Below are 22,413 nucleotides of genomic sequence, written 5' to 3'. Positions count from 1 at the left end.
TTAGCTTTGCTTCTCTTCAAGGTTAACGCCGGGCGCAGGAGTATCAACATTGACAACAGGGATTGCGTTTAGCTGCCATTTCCAGGTTTCGGGAGTGTCGTGAACTGGAATCATCTCAATGCAATCGGTAGGACAAGGCGCAACACATAAATCACACCCGGTACATTCATCTTTTATTACTGTATGCAATGCTTTAGTACCACCAATAATCGCATCTACTGGGCACGCCTGAATGCACTTAGTACAGCCGATACACATATCTTCATGAATAAAGGCAACGGTCTTGATGTTTTCAGCTGTATCTTGTGTTGAGTCAGGAACATCCACGCCCAATAAATCGGCAAGCTTTTCTATTGCAGCTTGCCCTCCTGGTGGACATTTATTAATGATATCGCCGTTAGCAATGGCTTCAGCGTATGGTCGGCACCCAGGGTAACCACATTGACCGCATTGAGTTTGCGGTAAAATATTGTCAATTTGTTCAACGATCGGATCGCCGGCAACTTTGAATTTTATGGATGCAAACCCTAAGATTGCTCCGAAAATACCGGCAAGCGCTGCAAGGGCAATGATGGCGATAAGAATAGCGTTCATTATAGTTTCACTAACCCGGTAAAGCCCATAAATGCTAAAGACATAAGTCCAGCGGTGATCATGGCGATAGATGCTCCTTTAAAAGGGGTAGGAACATCAGCAACTTGAATGCGTTCACGCATTGACGCGAATAGGATTAACACAAGAGAAAACCCTAACGCCGCACCAAAACCGTAAATGACTGACTGAATGAAGTTATGGTTTTCATTGATGTTAAGTAAGGCCACACCAAGAACCGCACAATTGGTTGTGATTAACGGCAGAAAAATACCAAGCAGGCGGTATAGAGTTGGGCTAGTTTTGTGTACCACCATTTCTGTAAATTGGACCACAACAGCAATAACTAAAATAAAGCTCATGGTTCTGAGGTACTCAATGGCAAATGGTTTTAAAATATAGCTTTCGACTAAATATGAGCACACTGATGCGAGAGTCAGTACGAACGTGGTCGCAAACCCCATGCCTATTGCCGTTTCTAATTTTTTTGATACACCCATAAAAGGGCATAAACCAAGGAACTTAACCAGTACAAAGTTATTGACCAGTACGGTACCTACCAACAACAAAAGATATTCGGTCATAATCAACGCGTTGCTATTTTAATGAGTAGGGTATTATCCGAGTTTATTTGACGAATAACAACCAAGGAAAGGTAAGGTTTTATCTTTGTGATCATATGGTATGTCTAAGATAGTGTTTTACTCGATAAACAGTTGGGACTCGAGAATATGAGTCGTTAATTTTTTAAGGAAAATTTTAAACAACAATCGTTGGAAACGAAAGAAGCCACATCTTTCGACGTGGCTTCTTTTCAAATTTGGCTCCCCCTGCAAGACTTGAACTTGCGACATACGGATTAACAGTCCGCCGTTCTACCAACTGAACTAAGGGGGAATTGCTTTGCGACGCGCATATTACCCATAAGGGCTAGATGTGTCAACGGAATCGAATAGAAAAAAATGATAAAAAAAACTTTACTTTCCTGTATCCCTTGTCGGCTCTTGGGTATATTTACTTATCCACCAAATTTGTGGATAAGTGTGTTAATTAATCTTGATTAACTTATTTTCTGACATTAGAGAAATAATTACATGATTAGAAATATGCTGATTATTTCTATGTATCTTATTGTTTTTGCTCTGTTTAAACTTGATATGCACAGGTTGGGATTGTAAAAATGAAAAGTCATGGAATTAGCTAAATGCTAACAATAATTAGCAAGTATGGGGAAAAGCAGTGGATTAAATTATAAAAATAATGATCTGAATCGATCATGAGGGGGAAAGATATTAACAGAAGAAAATTGAAGATACCAGATCAAAATGAATGAAATGATATAAAAGATAGCAAAATAGTTCTTGCATGTTATTTGCTACTCTAGCCACAATAAACTCGCCAGTCCCGGTAGAATGAATTAGCAAAAGAGATGGTGTATGAGTAAAAAATATGAGTTGGTTTCGTCTTATGATCCTGCCGGTGATCAACCAAGTGCAATAGATACATTATTGGAAGGGTTAGAATCCGGCCTTGCAAGTCAAACATTGTTAGGTGTCACGGGATCAGGCAAAACATTTACTTTGGCAAATGTGATTGCCAAATCACAACGTCCTGCTATTTTACTCGCGCCAAATAAAACACTTGCAGCTCAGCTATACGGAGAGATGAAGGCTTTTTTTCCTAACAATGCAGTAGAATTTTTCGTCTCATACTACGATTATTATCAACCCGAAGCTTATGTTCCCACTACCGATACTTTTATTGAGAAAGATTCGTCCGTTAATGCTCATATAGAACAGATGCGATTGTCAGCGACGAAAGCTTTGCTGGAGCGCAAAGATGCCATTATTGTCGCCTCCGTTTCTGCTATTTATGGTCTTGGCGATCCTGACTCTTATTTAAAGATGATGCTTCATTTACGTCGTGGAGATATTACAGATCAGCGTTCAATGATTCAACGCTTGGCTGAATTGCAATATACCCGCAATGATATGACATTCGAGCGTGGGCAATTTCGTGTTCGTGGTGAAGTTATTGATATTTATCCGGCAGAGTCCGATAGTGAGGCGGTGCGGGTTGAAATGTTTGATGATGAAATTGAAAATATTAGTATCTTCGATCCATTAACAGGCGCCATTCTTCAACGTAATCTTGCTCGTTATACTGTGTACCCTAAAACGCACTACGTCACACCTCGAGAACGCATCTTAGAAGCCATCGAAAATATTAAAGAAGAGCTCGCTTCTCGTAAAACCTATTTTATAGACAACAATAAATTGCTGGAAGAACAGCGCATCTCGCAACGAGTTAATTTTGATGTCGAAATGATGAATGAATTGGGCTTTTGCTCTGGCATAGAAAATTACTCTCGTTTGCTAAGCGGCCGTTTAGAAGGTGAGCCGCCTCCAACGTTGTTTGATTATTTACCGAGTGATGGCATTTTGATCATTGATGAATCACATGTCACGGTCCCACAGATTGGTGCAATGTATAAAGGTGACCGTTCTCGAAAGGAAACCTTAGTCGAATTTGGTTTTCGCCTACCTTCTGCTTTAGATAATCGCCCGCTTAAGTTTGATGAATTTGAATCTCTCGCTCCTCAAACGATATTTGTCTCAGCAACTCCTGGTAATTATGAACTTGAAAAGTCAGACAATGAAATTGCTGAACAAGTTGTTCGCCCAACTGGACTACTTGATCCAGAGCTAGAGGTTCGGCCCGTGGCGACTCAAGTGGATGATTTACTGTCTGAAATTCGAATTCGCTCAGCAAAGAATGAACGAGTATTGGTGACGACATTAACCAAACGGATGGCCGAAGATCTGACTGAATACCTTCATGAGCATAACGTTAAAGTTCGGTACCTTCATTCGGATATAGACACGGTTGAACGAGTGGAAATCATTCGTGATTTACGTTTAGGGGAGTTTGATGTATTGGTCGGTATTAACTTACTTCGAGAGGGGCTCGATATGCCCGAAGTGTCGTTGGTTGCTATCTTGGATGCCGACAAAGAAGGTTTTTTACGTTCAGAGCGTTCACTCATTCAGACCATAGGTCGAGCTGCTCGAAATATTGAAGGGCGAGCGATTTTATACGCAGATAAAATTACAGGCTCGATGAAACGTGCAATGGATGAAACCAATAGACGTCGTGAGAAACAGGTTGATTATAATGAGAAAAATGGCATTACACCGCAGTCATTAAAACGAGATATCAAAGATATAATGGAATTGGGCGAGGCAACGATTGGTAAAAAGTCCACTCAACCATCTCGAGTGAAACAATTATCAAAAGTGGCCGAACCTGAAGCAGAATATGCCTTATTTACCGCCAAGGAACTTGATCAGAAGATCAATAAATTAGAAGCCGAAATGTATCAGCATGCTCAAGATTTAGAGTTTGAGATGGCAGCACAGGTACGAGATAAAATTGAGCTACTACGTAAGCAATTTATCGCTAATAGTTAGAGAAGTTTTGACGAAAAAAAAGCCAATAGAAAAAACTCTATTGGCTGTAATATTGTGAATATTGTATTCACTAACAACGTCAGTTGGCTAGGTGACTCTTTCGAGTCTCCTATGCTTTTGCAAGTACCATGCCATCAAATTTGCTCATATTTTAGCCTTAAAAAGCTCTATTTTACCTAAATTTACTGTTTAATTTGCATTTTGCAACTCATAATGCGAAAGTTAACTCATATTGCAAGTGACGTGGTTTAGGAATGTTGAAAGAACAAAGTAAGCCCAAAAAATATCTATTGATGGTAGAAGATACAGCGTCGGTGGCAGTGTTGTATCGCTCTTATTTAACTCCACTGACTATTGATATTAATATCGTATCAACAGGGCATGATGCTTTAGTTAGCTTAGAGCAACGTAAGCCTGATCTTATTTTGCTTGATCTACGATTACCTGATATGACGGGGATGGATGTGTTGAGTGCAGTCAAAGCCACACATCCCGATGTTCCCGTTATTTTTATGACAGCCCATGGTTCCATCGATACTGCAGTACAAGCAATGCGTTATGGCGCACAAGATTTCCTCATTAAGCCATGTGAAGCTGATCTATTGCGGATTACTGTCAATAATGCGCTACGAAAAGCCATTATCGCTAAAAATACTCAGAATGATTCTTTAGGTCAACAATATCAAGGTTTTATCGGTAGTAGCTCAATGATGCAAGCCGTATATCGTACGATAGATTCGGCAGCATCAAGTAAGGCGACGATCTTTATTACAGGCGAAAGTGGAACAGGCAAAGAAGTCTGTGCGGAAGCGATTCATGCGGCGAGCTATCGAAGTGATAAGCCTTTTATTGCTATAAACTGTGCCGCTATCCCTAAAGATTTAATTGAAAGTGAGTTGTTTGGCCATGTAAAAGGCGCTTTTACCGGTGCATCAACCGATCGACAAGGTGCGGCTGAGCTCGCTGATGGTGGCACGCTATTTCTCGATGAATTGTGTGAAATGGATTTAGACCTACAGACTAAGTTGTTGCGTTTTATTCAGACTGGTACATTCCAGAAAGTAGGCTCTTCGAAGATGCGAAGTGTCAATCTTAGATTCGTTTGTGCGACGAATAGAGACCCTTGGAAAGAAGTGGAAGCAGGGCGCTTTCGTGAAGATTTATATTATCGGCTTTATGTCATTCCCCTTCACTTGCCACCACTGCGTCAACGCGGTGATGATGTTATTGAAATTGCCTACTCTTTACTTGGGTTTATGGCAAAGGAAGAGAGAAAAGAATTTGTCCGCTTAACACCAGAAGTCGTGGAGCGTTTTATTCATTACGAATGGCCAGGTAATGTAAGGCAGCTACAAAATGTGCTGAGAAATGTTGTGGTATTAAATCAGGGAAAGGAGATCTCAGTAGAAATGCTACCACCCCCCCTGAATCAACCAATTATAAAGGAAGAAGTAGCACCAGCAGGTGAAGTGGCTGAAGTTCAACAAAGTATTTCCTCAATCGATGACATCGATCCACTTTGGGTAATAGAGAAACGCGCGATAGAAAATGCCATCGATGTGTGTCATGGCAATATTCCCAAAGCAGCCTCTCAACTTGAAGTCAGCCCTTCTACTCTTTATCGTAAGATCCAATCATGGAATCGTTAGAGAATCAGTTTATGGCCTTAATAAACAAAGATACGCTCGACCAGCTCGCTAATGATATTGGTGAGGAAAGTGTGCCAATGTTGTTGGATATTTTTCTCGGTGAAATAGGGGATTATATCAACACACTGTCTTCAGTCGGCTCCCCCGATGTGATAGTGCAATTGGGTGAGATTAGTCATGCTTTAAAAAGCAGCGCCGCCAGTTTTGGCGCTGATAAGTTATGTAGATTCGCGAATGAAATAGACAGTATGGTGAAGATAAACAAGTCAATTGAGAGTGAAGTACAGCCATTTATCGAATTGCTAAAACAAACTCATACCGCATATTCTACGTTGCGCCAAGAGTCGTAAACTCGCTATTGTCGCGATAATTATCTCTTGCGAGATATCAGTAGCAATTTCGTAAAAACGCATTTCACGAGACTTGAATTATTAATGTTTAGGAGTAGCATTCTTCGATAGATGGGAAATGGTTTTTTTCAAAAGGGCTGTTCTCCTGATAAAATTAGTAGTTAAATAATATTTCGTACATCACCTAGCTCTTGCTAGTGTGGTGCCATAACTCCGAGCTGATGAGGCTAAGTTCACTATGTGTGAATACGCTGAATTAGCCAGTGGTCTATAGACCCAAGGGGAAGAACAGAAATGCTCTTGCCTCCCGTGCTTGGAAAGGTGTTACGTGGCTGAACAATTTAAAGATAACTTACAGCGTAAGTTTCATTACTTACGCCTGTCGGTGACGGATGTATGCAATTTTAAGTGTACATATTGTCTTCCCGATGGCTATCGCTCCAACGGTGAGCGAAATTCCTCATTTCTTTCTCTTGATGAGATCGGTCGAGTTGCCAGTGCCTTTGCGCAGTGTGGCACTTCGAAAGTTCGTCTCACAGGTGGAGAGCCTTCCTTACGTCGAGATTTTAACGACATCATAGCGTCGATATCAGACGTGCCTCAGATCTCGAAACTCGCGATGACCACCAATGGGTACCGCTTAGCTACACATGCGGAGCAATGGCGGCGGTCGGGTCTTACCCAACTTAATATCAGTGTCGATAGCTTGAACTCAAAAATGTTCCACCAAATCACTGGTGAAAACCGGTTTGAGCAGGTTTTGCAAGGCATCGATGTCTCTTTGGCCGCAGGTTACGACCAAGTCAAAATTAATGTGGTATTAATGAAAGAGCATAATGCTGCAGAGCTGCCAGCGTTTCTTGATTGGATTAAAGATAGACCACTACAAGTGCGCTTTATTGAGTTAATGCAAACCGGCAGTATGGATAAATTTTTCCAAGAGCAGCATCTTTCGGGTATGACGATTATGGAATATTTGCTTCAGCGAGGCTGGCAAGAGAAAGGTCGCGGTGTTACTGATGGACCTGCTCGAGTCTTTTCTCATTCTGATTATGTTGGAGAGATAGGGTTAATCATGCCTTATAGTAAAGATTTCTGTCAGACCTGTAATCGTTTAAGAGTCTCTGCTAAAGGCAAACTTCATTTATGTTTATTCGGTGAATCTGGTGTCGAATTACGTGATTTGCTAGCTCGCGATGATCAGCAATCGGAGCTCATTGAAAGAATAGCATTATCCCTACAAAATAAAGAAGCGACTCACTTTCTTCATGAAGGTAATACTGGAATGACACCACATTTAGCATCTATTGGTGGTTAAGTAAGCGGTATTTTCGGTTAAATTTTAGTCCACAAGGATTAGGCCTTTCACTGTCCTTGTATTTTTATGCTACATACTAATAAGAAGTACAAAAATGAACGAACTAACTCATGTTAACTCATCTGGCGAAGCAAACATGGTTGATGTGTCAGCCAAAGATGAAAGTGTCCGAGTCGCTCGAGCGCAAGCGATTGTCGAAGTTTCACAGCAAACGTTAGACTTGATTATTTCAGGCCAACATCACAAAGGCGATGTTTTCGCTACTGCGAGGATTGCAGGAATTCAAGCAGCGAAAAAAACATGGGACTTGATTCCGTTATGTCACCCTCTACTCTTATCCAAAGCAGAAGTGCAACTTGAAGTCGACGAATCGCTCTGTCAGATTCGTATTGAGTCTTTGTGTAAATTAAGTGGGAAAACAGGGGTAGAGATGGAAGCACTCACTGCTGCCTCTGTTGCTGCGCTGACGGTATACGACATGTGCAAAGCGATTCAAAAAGACATCGTAATAAAAGATGTGCGTTTATTGGAAAAGCGTGGTGGTAAATCTGGTGATTTTAAGGTGGAATTATGATTAAAGTCGTTTTCTTTGCTCAAACGCGCGAACTCGTGGGAGTTGGTGAGCTTTCCCTTGATGCGAACTTTTCAAACGTTGAATCACTTCGCCAGCATCTAGCAGAACAGTCAGATAAATGGCAACTTGCCCTTGAGTCAGACCAATTACTTGTTGCTATCAATCAGGAAATCGCCAACTTTGACAGCCAAGTTAATGATGGCGATGAGGTTGCTTTCTTCCCTCCTGTCACTGGAGGTTAAGATGGCGATTACAATTCGTGTTGAGGAGCAAGACTTCTCATTAGCTACTGAATATGAACGAGTGACAGCTTCGACAGACGTTGGCGCTGTTGTTACGTTCGTTGGTAAAGTTCGAGATATGAATCTTGGCGATGGTGTTACTGGCTTAAAACTAGAGCATTATCCTGGTATGACGGAACGAGTTTTAACTCAACTAGCCGAAGAGGCCCAAGCTCGTTGGCAGTTGATGGATATTACTGTCATTCATCGTATTGGTGATTTAGATATTGGTGACCAGATAGTATTAGTGATTGTCACCAGTTTGCACCGTGGTGAAGCATTTGACGCGTGCCATTTTCTGATGGATTTACTCAAAACCAAAGCACCATTTTGGAAAAAAGAACGCACTTTAGATGATGAACGTTGGCTGGAAGCTCGAGATATTGATCACCAAGCAGCTTCAGAATGGCAGTTAAAGAAGTCGTAATTCACACAAATTTATCGTTGATAGTCTACAACAATGAGAGAAATAGATTTAATCCATTGCTCAATTGAGTAAAAATAGTCCACACTGAGTATGTTGGCTTCATTCATTGAAGAAGAGGTATAAAGTATGGAATCGCAAAAAGTTAAAGACTATATGACCAAACAGCCGGTTACATTCACGCCTGATATGTCGCTCGCGACGGCGTTAGAAAAAGTAATTGGCTCAGAGCAATTTGGTGGTCCGGTTATTGATGATTGTAAGCAAGTTATTGGCTTTTTGTCAGAACAGGATTTGATTGATAAATTGGTGAAGGTTAGTTACTACTGTCAGGATAGTTATGTCGTCGGTGATTGCATGTCGACTGAAGTACTATCAGTTGACTCAAATATGCCCATTATTGAACTTGCCTCGCGGATGACAATTGGAAAGCCAAAGGTTTATCCGGTTATTGATGATGGGAAATTGGTTGGACTTATTACTCGTAGGGCTGCGTTAGTTGCTATCGACAACAGCTTAAAAAATTGCTTCAAACATCCAGTTTAAAAGTAGAGCCACATTTGTGGCTCTAGCTTTTTTTAGTCGTTGATTACGCTGCGTTATCAGAGGTTGTGAGTAACTTTGGTAATGGGATATAGAGACTTTCAGTGAGGTCGCTCAGCATTTGGTCATACACATTTGCCACTGTAAGAGATATATCTGCGGTTATTTGATACATTTCTTCTGCATCGAATTCTGTGCTTAAGTCATCGTTAATATCACTTAGAAATTTGATTGCATTTGCACATGTAGGCGATGAAATCATTAATGAGTTGATGAGTGCAAGTTGATTTAACTTACGGCAAATGCTCTCAGAATAGTGGATTAATCGTAAGCGTCCTTCGGAACTATTCATATCCTCAATACACACTCTTAGTTGAGTTAATGCATCCATGGTATCGATGACTTGCTGCCAATTCATATGATACTCATCACTTAAATCGATGCGATTAACATCAACCAACCATGAAAGTACCACTTCATCCATGAGAAACATACAATGGCGGATAGACTTACCGTGAATAATTTGATTATTTGAAACGGAACGTTGGTCCCAGTCTTTGATTAGTGTATTCAATTTTAGCTGTAAAACACGATACATTGGTTTACTGTCAACGTTCGCAGTAGCAATGAGTTGTGCTGTTTTTTCTTGCATCGACTCTTGCAATTGACTTACTTCAGCATTCCGTTCTTCACCAAACATTAAAGTATGATGAGTGGCTCGGCGGTGCTGACGGCAAAGGAATAAAGTTTGACGAAGTCCAATGAGTAACTCATATTTCCGTTGCAGAGTAGAATTGCGTTGTTTTGCTTGATAGAGCATAAGCCCTAATATAGCTAACGATATTAAAATCGAAATGGTAACAAACATACATCACGCCTCCCTCACAAGAATTTATATTAAGTTTAGCATGAATGATGCCATGATTAATATCTAATTAAATCAGTATAATAACCATTAATTATCTATTGCTTTGCACCAACCTAGTTCGTTGTTGGTCAAGGGTGTGATCATGGTTCAATAAATAAAACCCCTGATTGATATCAATCAGGGGTATATGGTTTTACTACAAATAATATGTGTCTACATGACTCTCATACCTGGTTGGGCACCATCATGAGGTTCTAAAATCCATAGCTCATCTCCACCTGGACCTGCTGCGAGAATCATCCCTTCAGACATACCAAATTTCATTTTACGCGGCTTGAGGTTAGCCACCATCACGGTGTATTTTCCGACTAATTCTTCAGGTGAATAAGCCGCTTTAATACCAGAGAACACTTGGCGAGTCTCTCCTCCAATATCTAACTGGAACTTAAGTAGCTTGTTGGCTTTAGGCACTGACTCGCACGAAATAATTTTAGCGATACGCATATCGACTTTTGCAAAATCGTCAAATTCAATTTCTTCGGCAATTGGATCTTTACTCAGCTCGGTTTCGTCTTGAGTTGCACTTTGCGCAGCCGCAACTTCTTGAGCTGCAACTTCTTTTGATGCTTCGATCATCGCGTCGATATGTTTGCTATCGATACGATTAAACAGCGCTTTGAATTTGGTGATTTGATGAGACGTCAGCGGTGTGTCTAATGCCTCCCACGTTAGCTCTTGATTTAAAAATGCTTCAGTGCGCTCGGTCAAAGTAGGCATCACTGGCTTGAGGTAAGTCATTAACACTCGGAATAGGTTTAAGCCAACAGAACATACATCTTGTAGCTCTTTGTCTTTGCCTTCCTGTTTTGCGATGACCCATGGGGCTTTTTCGTCAATATACTGGTTTGCTTTATCAGCCAGCGCCGTGATTTCACGAATAGCGCGAGAAAATTCTCGGTTTTCGTAGCATTCAGCAATTCGCTCTCCTGCATCGACAAACTCTTTATACAGTTCTGGGTCTGCGAAGTCTGCTGACAGTTGACCATCAAAACGTTTGCTAATGAAACCTGCATTACGTGATGCAAGATTTACAATTTTGTTCACAACGTCAGAGTTTACTCGTTGAGTAAAATCATCGAGATTTAAATCGAGGTCGTCAATCCGGTTATTCAGTTTTGCCGCGTAGTAGTAACGTAGGCATTCAGGGTCTAGATGCTCTAAGTAGGTGCTAGCCTTGATGAATGTCCCTTTAGATTTAGACATTTTAGCGCCATTGACAGTGACATACCCATGAACAAATACGTTGTTTGGTTTTCTAAAACCAGAGCCTTCTAGCATCGCAGGCCAAAATAGACTGTGGAAATAGACGATATCCTTACCGATAAAGTGATAGAGCTCGGCACTGCTGTCTTTTTTCCAATACTCATCGAAACTAAGATCAGGGCGTTTATCACATAGGTTTTTGAATGAGCCCATGTATCCAATCGGAGCATCTAACCATACATAGAAAAACTTATTCTCTTCCCCAGGAATTTCGAAACCAAAATAAGGTGCGTCACGAGAAATATCCCACTGCTGTAAGCCAGACTCAAACCACTCTTGCATCTTATTTGCTGTTTCTGTCTGTAATGAACCAGAGCGTGTCCACTCTTTTAGCATGCTTTCAAACTGAGGAAGATCGAAGAAGAAGTGCTCTGAATCTTTCATGATTGGTGTTGCACCCGATACCGCTGACTTTGGATTGATCAAATCGGTTGGGCTATAGGTTTCACCACATGCGTCACAGTTATCACCATACTGATCTTCAGACTTACATTTTGGGCAAGTACCTTTAACGAAACGGTCCGGTAAGAACATCTCTTTTTCTGGGTCGAAGAGTTGAGAAATCGTACGACTTGAAATAAAACCATTGGCTTTGAGCTGAGTATAGATGTGTGCAGAGAGTTCTCGGTTTTCATCACTGTGAGTGCTGTGATAGTTATCAAAACTAATATCAAAGCCTGCAAAATCTTTTTGGTGCTCTTCACTTACTGAAGCAATCATCTCTTCTGGAGTTATACCCATCTGCTGTGCTTTCAGCATTATCGGTGTACCGTGAGCATCATCGGCGCAGATGAAATTGATTGTGTTGCCTCGCAGGCGTTGATAACGCACCCAAATGTCTGCTTGGATATGCTCGAGCATATGACCTAGATGGATTGAACCGTTCGCGTATGGAAGGGCACAAGTGACCAAAATTTTTCTTGGTTGAGTTGCCATACTTTAATTTTCGCTTTGTTTGATGGGTATAAAATGAGAGGGTTAATAGTACCTGATGCAGCTGATTACGCCAAGTCACACAAGCGGTAAAGCTATATTAATTGAAGGCTTTTTCCATAGGTCTAGCAGTGGTAGCATGTAGTCAATGGAGGACGACTATGTCTACGAATACTATACTTGAACAGGCTCGTTCAATTCTGAGCCAATACCAGCACCCTTTACTGATCTCCGACTGGAGCAAAGATCCAAACATTATTATTTTGCAGCAGGGAAAAATTGTCATTGCACTGCCGTTTTCGAGTCACACATTAAGATTGGATCTTGAGCAATGGCTTATAGAACAATCGGTGTCACAAGCATTGGGTTGTGATGTGTCAGTGGTTCAAAAAATTAAGTCATTAAAATCTCACAACCCTAAAAAAATAAACGGGGTTAAGAATATTATTGCGATTACCTCTGCAAAAGGAGGGGTCGGAAAATCAACGACCGCTGCTAACTGTGCTCTTGCACTGGCTAATAGTGGAGCTAAAGTCGGTATTTTGGATGCGGATGTTTATGGTCCATCGTTGCCCTTGATGTTTGGTACTCGTGGGCGTGAACTAGAAGTTCGTGATGGAAAATGGATGCAACCAATAACGGCTCATGGCATTGCAACACACTCCATCGGCTATGTGGTCAGTCAAGATGATGCCGCAATATGGCGTGGTCCAATGGCATCTAAGGCATTGGGTCAATTGTTAAATGAGACTGAGTGGCCAGATCTTGACTATTTGGTGATCGATATGCCACCGGGTACGGGTGATATCCAAATTACGTTATCGCAAGAAATTCCAGTTACCGGTGCGGTGGTGGTTACCACTCCTCAAGATATGGCACTTGCAGACGCTCAAAAAGGTATCGCAATGTTTAATCAGGTTGGCGTCCCTGTGGTCGGTATTGTTGAAAATATGAGTTATCACATTTGTAGTCATTGTGGGAAACACGACGATATTTTCGGTACGGGAGGAGCAGCTAAGGTGGCGGAGCGTCATTCCATTCCTTTATTGGGGCAAATGCCACTCCACCGTCAATTACGTGAAGATATTGATTCTGGCACGCCAACCATGATAGCTCGTCCTGAAAGTGAGTTTGCTGGGTACTATGTCGCGATGTCGGAGCAAATTTCTTCTAGGATGTACTGGTCTGGAAGTGTGGATGCGGAATTAATTATGACTATGGCTGTCTGATAGTTGAACACATGTTCCAAATGATAAGATATTAACTAGTTAATTTTTCGTTTGGGCATGTTGAATAACCAGAATTCAGTCTAGTGACGACTGTTGATACGAGACACTTAATATAGCTATAAGGGTATTTCTTTATGACAGTACGCCAAGTTTTCGTCAGATTTTCGATTGTATCAGTAATATTAATAGCGGCTTTATCATTGTTTTCTCAAGCCTGGCTGTGGCTCTATATAGTCGTAATACCTGTTGTTTTAATTGGCTTTTATGACATGTGTCAACATCGACAATCTATTCGTCGGTTATACCCAGTCTTTGGGCGATTTAGATATTTGTTAGAATCAATTAGACCAGAGATACAACAATATTTTGTTGAGAATGAAACGAGTGGAATGCCTATTCCAAGGGAATTCCGTTCGTTAGTATATCAACGCTCAAAAGGTGCAAGAGATACACGCCCTTTTGGTACCATATTTGATGTAAATCGCGCTGGATATGAGTGGGTTAATCACTCTATGCAACCCAAACACCTTTCTGATCTCGATCCTCGAGTTAAATTTGGCGGCCCAGACTGTCACCAACCTTATATGGCTTCTCCACTCAATATATCAGCAATGAGTTATGGAGCATTAAGCAAAAATGCAATTATGGCATTGAACCGCGGCGCGAAAATTGGTGGTTTTTCTCATAATACCGGAGAGGGAAGTATCAGCCCTTATCACCTAGAGCACGGTGGGGATATTGTTTGGCAAATCGGTACTGGTTACTTTGGTTGTCGAAATGATGAAGGTGGTTTTAATCCTGATACATTTGCAATAAATGCAAAAAAAGAAGTGGTTAAAATGATTGAGATAAAACTTTCTCAAGGCGCGAAGCCCGGCCATGGTGGAATCTTGCCTGCCGCTAAATTAACTCAAGAGATAGCAACGATCCGCCATGTCCCAATGGGAGAAGATGTTGTTTCACCTCCTTCACACAGCGCTTTTTCTACTCCAACAGAGTTATTATACTTTGTTAAGCAATTGCGAGATTTATCGGGTGGTAAACCTGTTGGCTTTAAACTCTGTATTGGCCGACAGGATGAGTTTCTAGCGATATGTAAGGCGATGATCGAGACAGGTATTTTACCCGATTTTATCACCGTTGATGGTGGTGAAGGCGGAACAGGTGCTGCGCCAACCGAAATGACCAACTCTGTCGGAGCACCCATTAGAGATGGATTGATTTTTGTCAATAATGCCTTGATTGGTTTTGGGTTAAGACAACAGATACGTGTTATCGCCTCTGGAAAAATGTTTTCTGCTTTTCATATTCTCAGGGCGATTGCATTAGGTGCTGATACTGTGAACTCTGCTCGCGGTATGATGATGTCTTTGGGGTGTATTCAAGCTCGTACTTGTAATACCGATAACTGCCCAACAGGGATTGCAACTCAGAACCCTTCTCGAAACAAAGCCATTGTCGTGACTGACAAAGCACAGCGAGTAGCTAACTTCCAACGAGAAACCATTAAAAACTTAGTTGAATTGGTTGGAGCGGCAGGCCTCAATGGCATTCATGAACTCAAACCTCAGCATATAAATCGCCGAGTGCAAGGAACCGACGTAAAAAACTATGCTCAACTTTATCCAACAGTGGCAGAAAAATCCTTGTTAGACGAAACAACCATTCCCGAAAGTTGGCGCTATGATATGCAAGAAGCTAATGCTGCATCTTGGTAATCGACAACTGATGTAAAAAAATGACAAAGAGGGCGATTGAGCCCTTTTTGTCATTTTCATATTGGTTAACTGATAGAAAAAGATGGTAACCAGCAACTTGAAACTTTTTTAGCCAGTAACAGTGATAATAGTATGGATTTATGACTATGGTTGACTGGTATCTGTGTAAGCAACTCTTTATAATTCCGCGGCGACAAACATTTAACTTTTGGCTTTGAATTAGGATTGCTTACATGCCTGAAAATCATCAATGTGTCATTATCGGTATCGCTGGGGCGTCAGCTTCTGGAAAGAGCTTGATTGCTAGCACTATTTACAGAGAATTGCTGGCAAAAGTTGGTGATACTCATATCGGAGTGATCACTGAAGATTGCTATTATAAAGATCAAACGCATCTTAGTATGGATCAACGCATTAAAACAAACTATGACCATCCTAGCGCGCTCGATCATAATTTGTTGTGTGAGCATTTAGAACAGTTAATAAATGGGGAAGCAGTAGAGGTACCGGAATACAGCTATTCGGAACATACTCGGACTCAGAATACGAATACAATGACACCAAAACGCGTGATTATCTTAGAAGGTATTTTGCTACTTACTGACCCAAGGCTAAGAAAGTTAATGCATGCCTCAATTTTTATGGATACACCACTCGATATTTGTTTATTGCGACGTCTTGAGCGTGATGTACAAGAGCGAGGAAGAACGATGGAGTCGGTATTATCTCAATATACTGAAACCGTTCGTCCGATGTTCCTTCAATTTATTGAACCATCGAAGCAACATGCTGACATTATCGTCCCTCGTGGCGGTAAAAATCGAATAGCGATTGATGTTTTGAAGGCTCATATTTCTAAATTATTGAAATCTTAACGGTAAAACCACAAATATCCAGTAAATTTTGGGTAAATTAATGGCACGATAATGTGCCATTTTTTGATCTGGGAAATGTATTATGAAGAAGCTACGTATTGGTGTTGTCTTTGTTTTGGTGATCCTAATTACTGCGCTAGTGGCTGTGATATTTTTTATCAACCCCAATCAATTTAAACCACTCATTGTAGAGCAAACCAAAAAAGCGACAGGGCTTGATCTCGTTATCGACGGTGACATTCATTGGCAGTTATTTCCTGCATTGGGCTTCGGCATTGGTCAAACAGCAATGCGAAACCCTGAAGGTTTTGAGGAAACCAATCTATTTCAAGTTAACGCTATTGATGTATCAATAGAACTTATCCCTCTGTTTAAGAAGCAATTGATGGTCGGTCAAGTGGTATTGAAGGGGGCTGATATTCAAATTGAAACCCTATCCGATGGCCGCACAAATCTAGACAGTTTTACGGCGAGTAACAGTGTAAGTGGCGTAACTTCTGATCCAAGTAACGATGGTAATGAAAATTCTACCTCTATATCGGTGAGTCGAGCTGATGATTCCCTAGAAGTCGAAGATACATGGCATATCAGTGTTGCAGGTGTTTCAATTAAAGATTCTAATTTAGTGCTTAATGATCGTAAAACGGGTGTGCAGAGTCTTTTGCAAGTTGCAGATATTAGTGTGACAGAATTCTCTCCTGGAGAATGGAGCCAAATTACATTTGATGTTGCGGGTAAGAGCAACGATAAGACATTTATCACCAATGGTAGTGCGAAATTTACATTATCTCCTGATTTTCAGGAATATGCGTTACGCAGTATTGAGGTAAATGGATCGTTTGATGATGGCTCTAATACCATATCAAAAGTAGACGTTGTACTGGATCAATTTCAATTTGGGGAGCCTACTCAATTGCAGATAGATGTGGAAGGTGTCGTATCTGATCTGGCGTTGTCTTTGGTCGGACAATCGAGCTTAGTTATTGATAAAGCGCTAACGTCTGTCACTGCTTCTCAATTAGACCTGAGTATGCAGATAGAAAGTGAAACACTTCCTCAATCACCATTGAATATTGTTCTTGATTCAAATGTTGTGTTTGATCTGAATAACAGCGAATTAAAGGCGATAATCGACGAGTTGTCTGCAAATGATATTGAGCTTCAAGGAGCAACCGTTGCCACTTTTTCAGATGTAACCCAAATTCGTTTTGAACTGCATGGGTCAGATATTGATATCGACCAATTCCTTGATATCGAAGAGACCAAGCCATCTCAAAGTTCTTCTGATTCTGAAGACAAACCGACTGTATCAACAAGCAATTCGAGCACTGTGGAAGTTGAACCTGATTTATCAGCTCTTAAACATTTAGATGTTGCTGGTATTGTGACCATTGATGAGCTAAAGACGAACAATGTTGAACTGACGGAAACGAAAACCAAGTTTTCAATTAAACGAGGACTGGTCAAGCTAGAAGCATTTGAAGCCAATTTGTATCAAGGTAGCATAAGTGCCAAAGGTCAACTTGATGGTAGGAAAAGTCCTGCAACATATCAGATTAATAACACCCTTACTGGCGTTCAAATCGAGCCGTTGTTGCAGGCTGTTGCAGAGACGGACATCGTCGAGGGTACCGGAAATTTAGTGACTACCATTAATGGTAAAGGTTTAACATCAACCCAGATCAAGAAAAATTTAGCGGGAACGGTAGAGGTAAAGTTTACCGATGGAGCGGTAAAAGGCTTCAATATTGCGCAACAGATTCGCAATGTAAATGCCAAATTGAACGGCGAGAGCGATGGCTTTGATATATCGGCAAAAGAAACAGATTTCAGTGCACTAACAGCAACATTGAAGCTAGCGAATGGAGAGCTTTCTACCAATAATCTAGCAATGCAGTCTCCTTTATTACGAATACATGGCAAAGGTTCAACGAATTATATAAATGAAAAAATAAAGTTTTGGTTGGATACAGCAGTGGTAGGCTCACTTGAAGGTCAAGGCGGAGCGAGTGTTGATGATCTAAAAGATATTACTATCCCAGTTGAAATAAAGGGCAGTTGGAGTAAGCCAGATCTAGATATTCCACTTGATGAAATCCTGAAGCAGCGTGCTAGGAAGAAGATTACCAAAGAAAAGACAAAGCTCGATGAAAAAATTGATGAGGAAGTCGATAGGCTTCAAGAAAAAATCAACAGTAAAATTAAAGATGAGCAGACAAAAGATACGATGAATAAATTGCTGAAAAAAATCCTCTAATCGATCAACCTTTTACTAAAAAAAGGTGAAGAAATAGGGACACTGTTGGTCTGCTGTTACTTAGTGGTTTAGTGCAGTAATACAGTGCCCTTAATCAGCGAGAAAATGATTTACCAATCAATACCCTTGCGAGCTTTAATACCATTCTCAAAGGCGTGTTTTACATTACGTACTTCCGATACCGTATCGGCTAATTCGATTAAATTACGATGAGCACCACGCCCGGTGATAATCACAGATTGCATAGCAGGGCGGTTTGAAATTGCTTCGATAACCTCATCTAACTCGATATACCCGTAATTGGTCATATAGGTCAGTTCGTCAAATAGAACAACATCGATAGAGTCATCTTTCAACATTGCTTTACATTTCTGCCAAACAACTTGTGCTGCGTCGGTATCGGCTTGTTTATCTTGAGTTTCCCAAGTAAAACCGGTGGCCATGACTTCAAACTCGACCCCTAGCTTTTCTAACAGATTCTTCTCGCCGTTATCCCACGTGCCTTTGATAAATTGAGCGACAGCACATTTTTGTCCATGACCATGGGCGCGAGTGATCATGCCAAATCCTGATGTTGATTTGCCTTTGCCATTTCCAGTGATGATTAAAAGAAGGCCTTTTTCATCTTGAGCGGCGGCAATTCTAGCATCAACGTTTTCCTTTACTTTCTGTTGACGCTCTTTATGGCGGTTCTGTGCGTTGTCGTTTGCCATCTTATGTTCCTTTATTGGTGTTTCGCCTCGTAATTTTTATCTTAACCTATCTGTTTTAGAACAAAAACCGTTGAATTCACGCGGGATTTAAGTGATGGTCGTAGTGTGACATGAGCTTTACACGTTAAGGATTTATTATGATGGAACAACTTTTAGCTTACGCCGAGAAAACATGGGGCGTCGATCTTCACCAAGTTAACCAACTTAGTGCTGAGCAACTCTTAGAATTGACAGAGGTTTTCTCTGTTGATCAAAAAACTTGTTTATACGCTTTATTACCATTGGCTGCGAATTATGCTCTAGTGCCTCTTTCTAACTATCACGTCGGTTCAATTGTTGTTGGTTTGTCAGGAAATGCATACTTTGGCGCCAATATGGAGTTTGGAGACCAAAGCTTGAGTCAAACCGTTCATGCTGAACAGGCGGCAATTAATCATGCTTGGTTATGTGGTGAAGAAGGTATTAGCGATATTTATGTCAACCAAAGTCCGTGTGGTCATTGTCGTCAGTTTATGAATGAGCTTTCTACATCGGAGCAGCTCACTATTCATGTGCAAGGGCGTGAGTCTGTCTCGTTAGCTCAACTTCTACCTGATGCGTTCGGCCCAAATGATTTGGGGGTCGCGAATCGATTGATGTCTATACAGACGAGAGTGTCCTCCAGTGAGTCTTCACATTCTTTCGACGAATTGGCATGGAAACGAGTTTATTCGCCATACACTGAAAGTCCTTCGATGTGCTTGATTACATTGGAAGATGGTAAGAGAATTATTGGGTGTTATGCGGAAAATGCAGCCTTTAATCCCAGTTTATCGCCGTTGCAATCTGCGTTGATTATGCTTCGGTTAGCTTTGCGCGACTTTGACAGTATCGTCGATGTCGAGCTAATTGAATCGAAGCAATCACAAGTACTGCAGTATGACGCTACGCTCTCCTTACTAAAGAGCATCGCGCCAAAGGTAGAGTTAAGGTATACCAACCTATCGAATTAAATCCATCCTAAGAGGTTCCACCATAAATAATCGAGTGGCATCAAGATCAACAGTGTAATTACTGCCAACGGTAATGACACCTTAATTAACGAAGATAGCTTCTCCTGTGATAACTGCATTGCGACAATGAGAGGAGCAACTTGATAGGGGAAGATGACCGTCGAAAATCCGATTACTTGCGTCATCAGTACCGCTTCGAGCGAAAAGCCTGTTGAATGCGCAAAGTCGGCTGCCATTGGTGAGAGTACAGTTGGGACGCCAGGAATGGTGGTGATAAGTCCAGTCAGTGTTGAGATAGAACACAAAGACATAAAGTTATAGAAAGTAGAGTCATGGGAGTTTGATAACGCTGAGCTGAATATCTGTCCAACAGAGGTTCCAATTCCCGATAAATTGACCAGAGCACCGAGCCCTAGCGCAGCAGCTACAAAGATAACAGTACCGAAATCAACGGATCGATTAAATGCTTTTGGTTCGACAACACCATACTTAGGAAGAAGCAGGAAAATTGCGGTAACAATGCCGACCCATGCAGGATTAACTCCATGAATGGAATCAGTGATCCAAAATAACAGCGTCATCGTGAGAATGAATAGAACCTTATTCTGTTTCTTTAAATCAAAATGATCATTACGCGCTTGGCTGGACGTTTTGTCATTTATATCAATTTGAGCGGGAAAGATTTTCACGACCACTAAAACTAAAACCGCAGATTTTACGATACCGAGGATAGGGAAGTGCAGAGCAAGGTATTCTAAGTATCCAAATGAAATACCAAACAAATTCTCACTCGCTCCGGTTAAAATCATGTTCGGAATGTTGGATGGAAGAATGGCAAAACTGGGCATGTTGCACGCTAGAGCTAGAGTGACAGCGATGCCAATACGACCAGAACTGCCTTTCGCAAAACCTAGTTGCTCAGCTAACGCCATACCTATTGGAATCAGTACAACAGAGCGACCAACAGATGAAGGCATAACAAAGCCAAGTAGCATTGCTGTCACGACTAGACCAGAGATTAATTTAACGTAACTTGTCGTTAAATAAGGGGCAATAATTAGGGCGAGACGTTTCCCAATTCCAGTGGTTGATATTGCTTCGCCAATAATAAAGCCTGAAATAATCAACCAGACTGCGGAAGATGAAAAGCCAGAAAAAAGAACGTTTGGTTCGATTAAATTAAAAACCGCAACTAAGGCAAAAAAGATTAACCCTGTAAGAAAGGGAGGGATAACGCTCAAACTCCAAAATACTAGTGTAATCAGAATGATTGCTGCGCTGTAAGAGAAGTTATTTGGTTGACCAGCAATCGGTCTCATCGCCAAGTATCCAGCAATAATGACGGCAATGAATACGATAATTGAGCGTATATTGAGGCTGTTTTTCATGTGAGTTCTCTATGTAAATAGCGATATTGTAGGCTTGTGTTTGTTTCGGTTGCCGCTTATATTAGCAGTTCGTGATTGTCGTAATAAGGTGGAAATGTGACAATGGGTATTCCTAATGCGTCATACTTGCCGGCAAGCCATGTCGCTTACACGATTGATCCAAAGCGGCCAGTTTTAACTCAGCGAAGAACCATGAATCCGGAAGAGGCGATAGCACCTCACCGTCATCCTCGTGGACAGTTGTTATGGTCGTCGAAAGGTTTACTCCGAGTGACAACTAACAACGCCGTTTGGGTCGTTCCTTCTTCACACGCAGTGTGGATCCCAGGTAATGCCTTTCATCAGGTTACCTGCCAAACTCAAGCGCAAATACGCAACTTGTACTTTGATCCATCATGCCCGATTCGACATTATGACAGTGAAGTTGTGATGCTGGCTATGAGCCCTTTGCTGCGCGAGATTATTGTCCGCATGACTCGTGAAGATTTACCAGATGAGCCATTTATGCAGCGCTTAGGGTTGGTCGCGTTGGATGAACTTGAGTCTCTTGAACCGTTTTTTCTTCATTTACCGAGTGGTCAAGATCCAAGGTTGCTTCAGGTGATCAATCAGCTCATCCTTCATCCGAAGGAGTCAGTAACGTTGGATATATTGAGTAGAGAGTCAGGGGCAAGCACCCGCACGATTGAACGTCTGTTTAAATCAGAGACTGGATACACTTTCCGACAATGGCGCAGTCGATTTCGTTTAATGAATTCACTTGAAGCGATAAATAAAGGTGAAAATACCAAGACAGTTGCTTATGAACTTGGGTATAAAAGTGTGAGCAGTTTTATCGCTGAATTTAAAAAGCTATATGGGGCAGCGCCCCAGGAATATGCGAGTCAATTCCTGAATCGCTAAGTAGCGGAGTATAT

At 41.3% G+C, this 22,413-nt stretch carries 20 protein-coding genes, 1 tRNA gene and 1 riboswitch; of the genes, 14 read left to right on the top strand and 7 right to left on the bottom strand.

The genetic code is table 11. The features are described from left to right. From rsxB to ACXJY6_RS16985, 3 genes are all read right to left on the bottom strand, one after another. Positions 1-594, bottom strand: coding sequence for an electron transport complex subunit RsxB (gene rsxB / locus ACXJY6_RS16995; RefSeq protein ID WP_458769067.1), 594 nt, complete (start codon positions 592-594; stop codon positions 1-3). Next, a complete protein-coding gene (rsxA, locus tag ACXJY6_RS16990) occupies positions 594-1,175 on the bottom strand; it encodes an electron transport complex subunit RsxA (protein ID WP_456052561.1) in 582 nt (193 codons plus the stop codon). Before rsxA ends, rsxB begins: the two co-directional genes overlap by 1 nt. A gap of 237 nt (positions 1,176-1,412) precedes the next feature. Next, positions 1,413-1,488: transfer RNA gene (locus ACXJY6_RS16985), tRNA-Asn, on the bottom strand. A 539-nt stretch (positions 1,489-2,027) separates the two neighbouring features. Between ACXJY6_RS16985 and uvrB the strand changes: the two genes are divergently transcribed. The 8 genes from uvrB to ACXJY6_RS16945 all read left to right on the top strand — a co-directional run bounded on the left by uvrB (position 2,028) and on the right by ACXJY6_RS16945 (position 9,203). After that, on the top strand, positions 2,028-4,061 hold the full coding sequence (gene uvrB, locus ACXJY6_RS16980; protein ID WP_458769066.1) for an excinuclease ABC subunit UvrB: 2,034 nt from the start codon (positions 2,028-2,030) through the stop codon (positions 4,059-4,061). 254 nt (positions 4,062-4,315) lie between these two features. Beyond that, complete coding sequence (gene luxO / locus ACXJY6_RS16975; protein ID WP_458769065.1) at positions 4,316-5,710, top strand: quorum-sensing sigma-54 dependent transcriptional regulator LuxO; 1,395 nt, start codon at positions 4,316-4,318, stop codon at positions 5,708-5,710. Then, positions 5,698-6,060, top strand: a complete 363-nt coding sequence (locus ACXJY6_RS16970; protein ID WP_458769064.1) for an Hpt domain-containing protein — start codon at positions 5,698-5,700, stop codon at positions 6,058-6,060. Before luxO ends, ACXJY6_RS16970 begins: the two co-directional genes overlap by 13 nt. Before the next feature lie 199 nt (positions 6,061-6,259). After that, positions 6,260-6,400, top strand: a riboswitch (molybdenum cofactor riboswitch). Then, positions 6,389-7,378, top strand: a complete 990-nt coding sequence (moaA, locus tag ACXJY6_RS16965) for a GTP 3',8-cyclase MoaA (protein WP_458769063.1) — start codon at positions 6,389-6,391, stop codon at positions 7,376-7,378. It overlaps the preceding riboswitch by 12 nt. Before the next feature lie 94 nt (positions 7,379-7,472). Next, on the top strand, positions 7,473-7,952 hold the full coding sequence (gene moaC, locus ACXJY6_RS16960) for a cyclic pyranopterin monophosphate synthase MoaC (RefSeq protein WP_456052556.1): 480 nt from the start codon (positions 7,473-7,475) through the stop codon (positions 7,950-7,952). After that, positions 7,949-8,194 (top strand): molybdopterin synthase sulfur carrier subunit, encoded by a 246-nt coding sequence (gene moaD / locus ACXJY6_RS16955; RefSeq protein WP_456052555.1) that lies wholly within the window; start codon positions 7,949-7,951, stop codon positions 8,192-8,194. The genes moaC and moaD overlap by 4 nt, the downstream gene beginning before the upstream one ends. A 1-nt stretch (position 8,195) precedes the next feature. Beyond that, entirely contained in the window at positions 8,196-8,660 is a 465-nt protein-coding gene (moaE, locus tag ACXJY6_RS16950) for a molybdopterin synthase catalytic subunit MoaE (protein WP_458769062.1), read from the top strand. 126 nt (positions 8,661-8,786) lie between these two features. After that, a complete protein-coding gene (locus ACXJY6_RS16945) occupies positions 8,787-9,203 on the top strand; it encodes a CBS domain-containing protein (protein WP_456052553.1) in 417 nt (138 codons plus the stop codon). Positions 9,204-9,246: 43 nt separating this feature from the next. On the opposite strand, the gene ACXJY6_RS16940 is transcribed toward ACXJY6_RS16945, so the two are convergent. Beyond that, positions 9,247-10,068, bottom strand: coding sequence for a hypothetical protein (locus ACXJY6_RS16940; protein WP_456052552.1), 822 nt, complete (start codon positions 10,066-10,068; stop codon positions 9,247-9,249). Positions 10,069-10,281: 213 nt separating this feature from the next. Then, complete coding sequence (metG, locus tag ACXJY6_RS16935; protein WP_458769061.1) at positions 10,282-12,327, bottom strand: methionine--tRNA ligase; 2,046 nt, start codon at positions 12,325-12,327, stop codon at positions 10,282-10,284. Positions 12,328-12,485: 158 nt separating this feature from the next. On the opposite strand from metG, the gene apbC reads away from it, so the two are divergent. From apbC to ACXJY6_RS16915, 4 genes are all read left to right on the top strand, one after another. Beyond that, positions 12,486-13,553, top strand: coding sequence for an iron-sulfur cluster carrier protein ApbC (gene apbC / locus ACXJY6_RS16930; protein WP_458769060.1), 1,068 nt, complete (start codon positions 12,486-12,488; stop codon positions 13,551-13,553). Positions 13,554-13,687: 134 nt separating this feature from the next. Continuing rightward, positions 13,688-15,271 (top strand): FMN-binding glutamate synthase family protein, encoded by a 1,584-nt coding sequence (locus tag ACXJY6_RS16925; RefSeq protein ID WP_458769059.1) that lies wholly within the window; start codon positions 13,688-13,690, stop codon positions 15,269-15,271. 233 nt (positions 15,272-15,504) lie between these two features. Beyond that, positions 15,505-16,146 carry a uridine kinase gene (udk, locus tag ACXJY6_RS16920; protein WP_456052548.1) on the top strand — a complete coding sequence of 214 codons (642 nt, stop codon included), beginning with the start codon at positions 15,505-15,507 and terminating at the stop codon, positions 16,144-16,146. Between the two features lie 82 nt (positions 16,147-16,228). Next, the gene (locus ACXJY6_RS16915; protein WP_458769058.1) at positions 16,229-18,403 is read left to right on the top strand and encodes an AsmA family protein; all 2,175 of its coding nucleotides are present in this window, start codon (positions 16,229-16,231) and stop codon (positions 18,401-18,403) included. Positions 18,404-18,513: 110 nt separating this feature from the next. On the opposite strand, the gene cobO is transcribed toward ACXJY6_RS16915, so the two are convergent. Further along, a complete protein-coding gene (cobO, locus tag ACXJY6_RS16910; RefSeq protein ID WP_456052546.1) occupies positions 18,514-19,116 on the bottom strand; it encodes a cob(I)yrinic acid a,c-diamide adenosyltransferase in 603 nt (200 codons plus the stop codon). Positions 19,117-19,253: 137 nt separating this feature from the next. Between cobO and cdd the strand changes: the two genes are divergently transcribed. Continuing rightward, the gene (cdd, locus tag ACXJY6_RS16905) at positions 19,254-20,108 is read left to right on the top strand and encodes a cytidine deaminase (RefSeq protein ID WP_458769057.1); all 855 of its coding nucleotides are present in this window, start codon (positions 19,254-19,256) and stop codon (positions 20,106-20,108) included. Here the strand turns inward: cdd and ACXJY6_RS16900 are convergent. Next, positions 20,105-21,496: an SLC13 family permease gene (locus ACXJY6_RS16900; protein ID WP_458769056.1), complete on the bottom strand. Its 1,392-nt coding sequence runs from the start codon at positions 21,494-21,496 to the stop codon at positions 20,105-20,107. The genes cdd and ACXJY6_RS16900 overlap by 4 nt on opposite strands. A gap of 102 nt (positions 21,497-21,598) precedes the next feature. Here ACXJY6_RS16900 and ACXJY6_RS16895 point away from each other — a divergent pair, with 102 nt between their 5' ends. After that, positions 21,599-22,399, top strand: a complete 801-nt coding sequence (locus ACXJY6_RS16895; RefSeq protein ID WP_458769102.1) for an AraC family transcriptional regulator — start codon at positions 21,599-21,601, stop codon at positions 22,397-22,399. Positions 22,400-22,413 lie beyond the last annotated feature (14 nt).

The organism is Vibrio phycocola (assembly GCF_054404255.1).
Note: the sequence above shows the minus strand (reverse complement) of the source record. Positions and strands in the feature narration are given on the sequence as shown.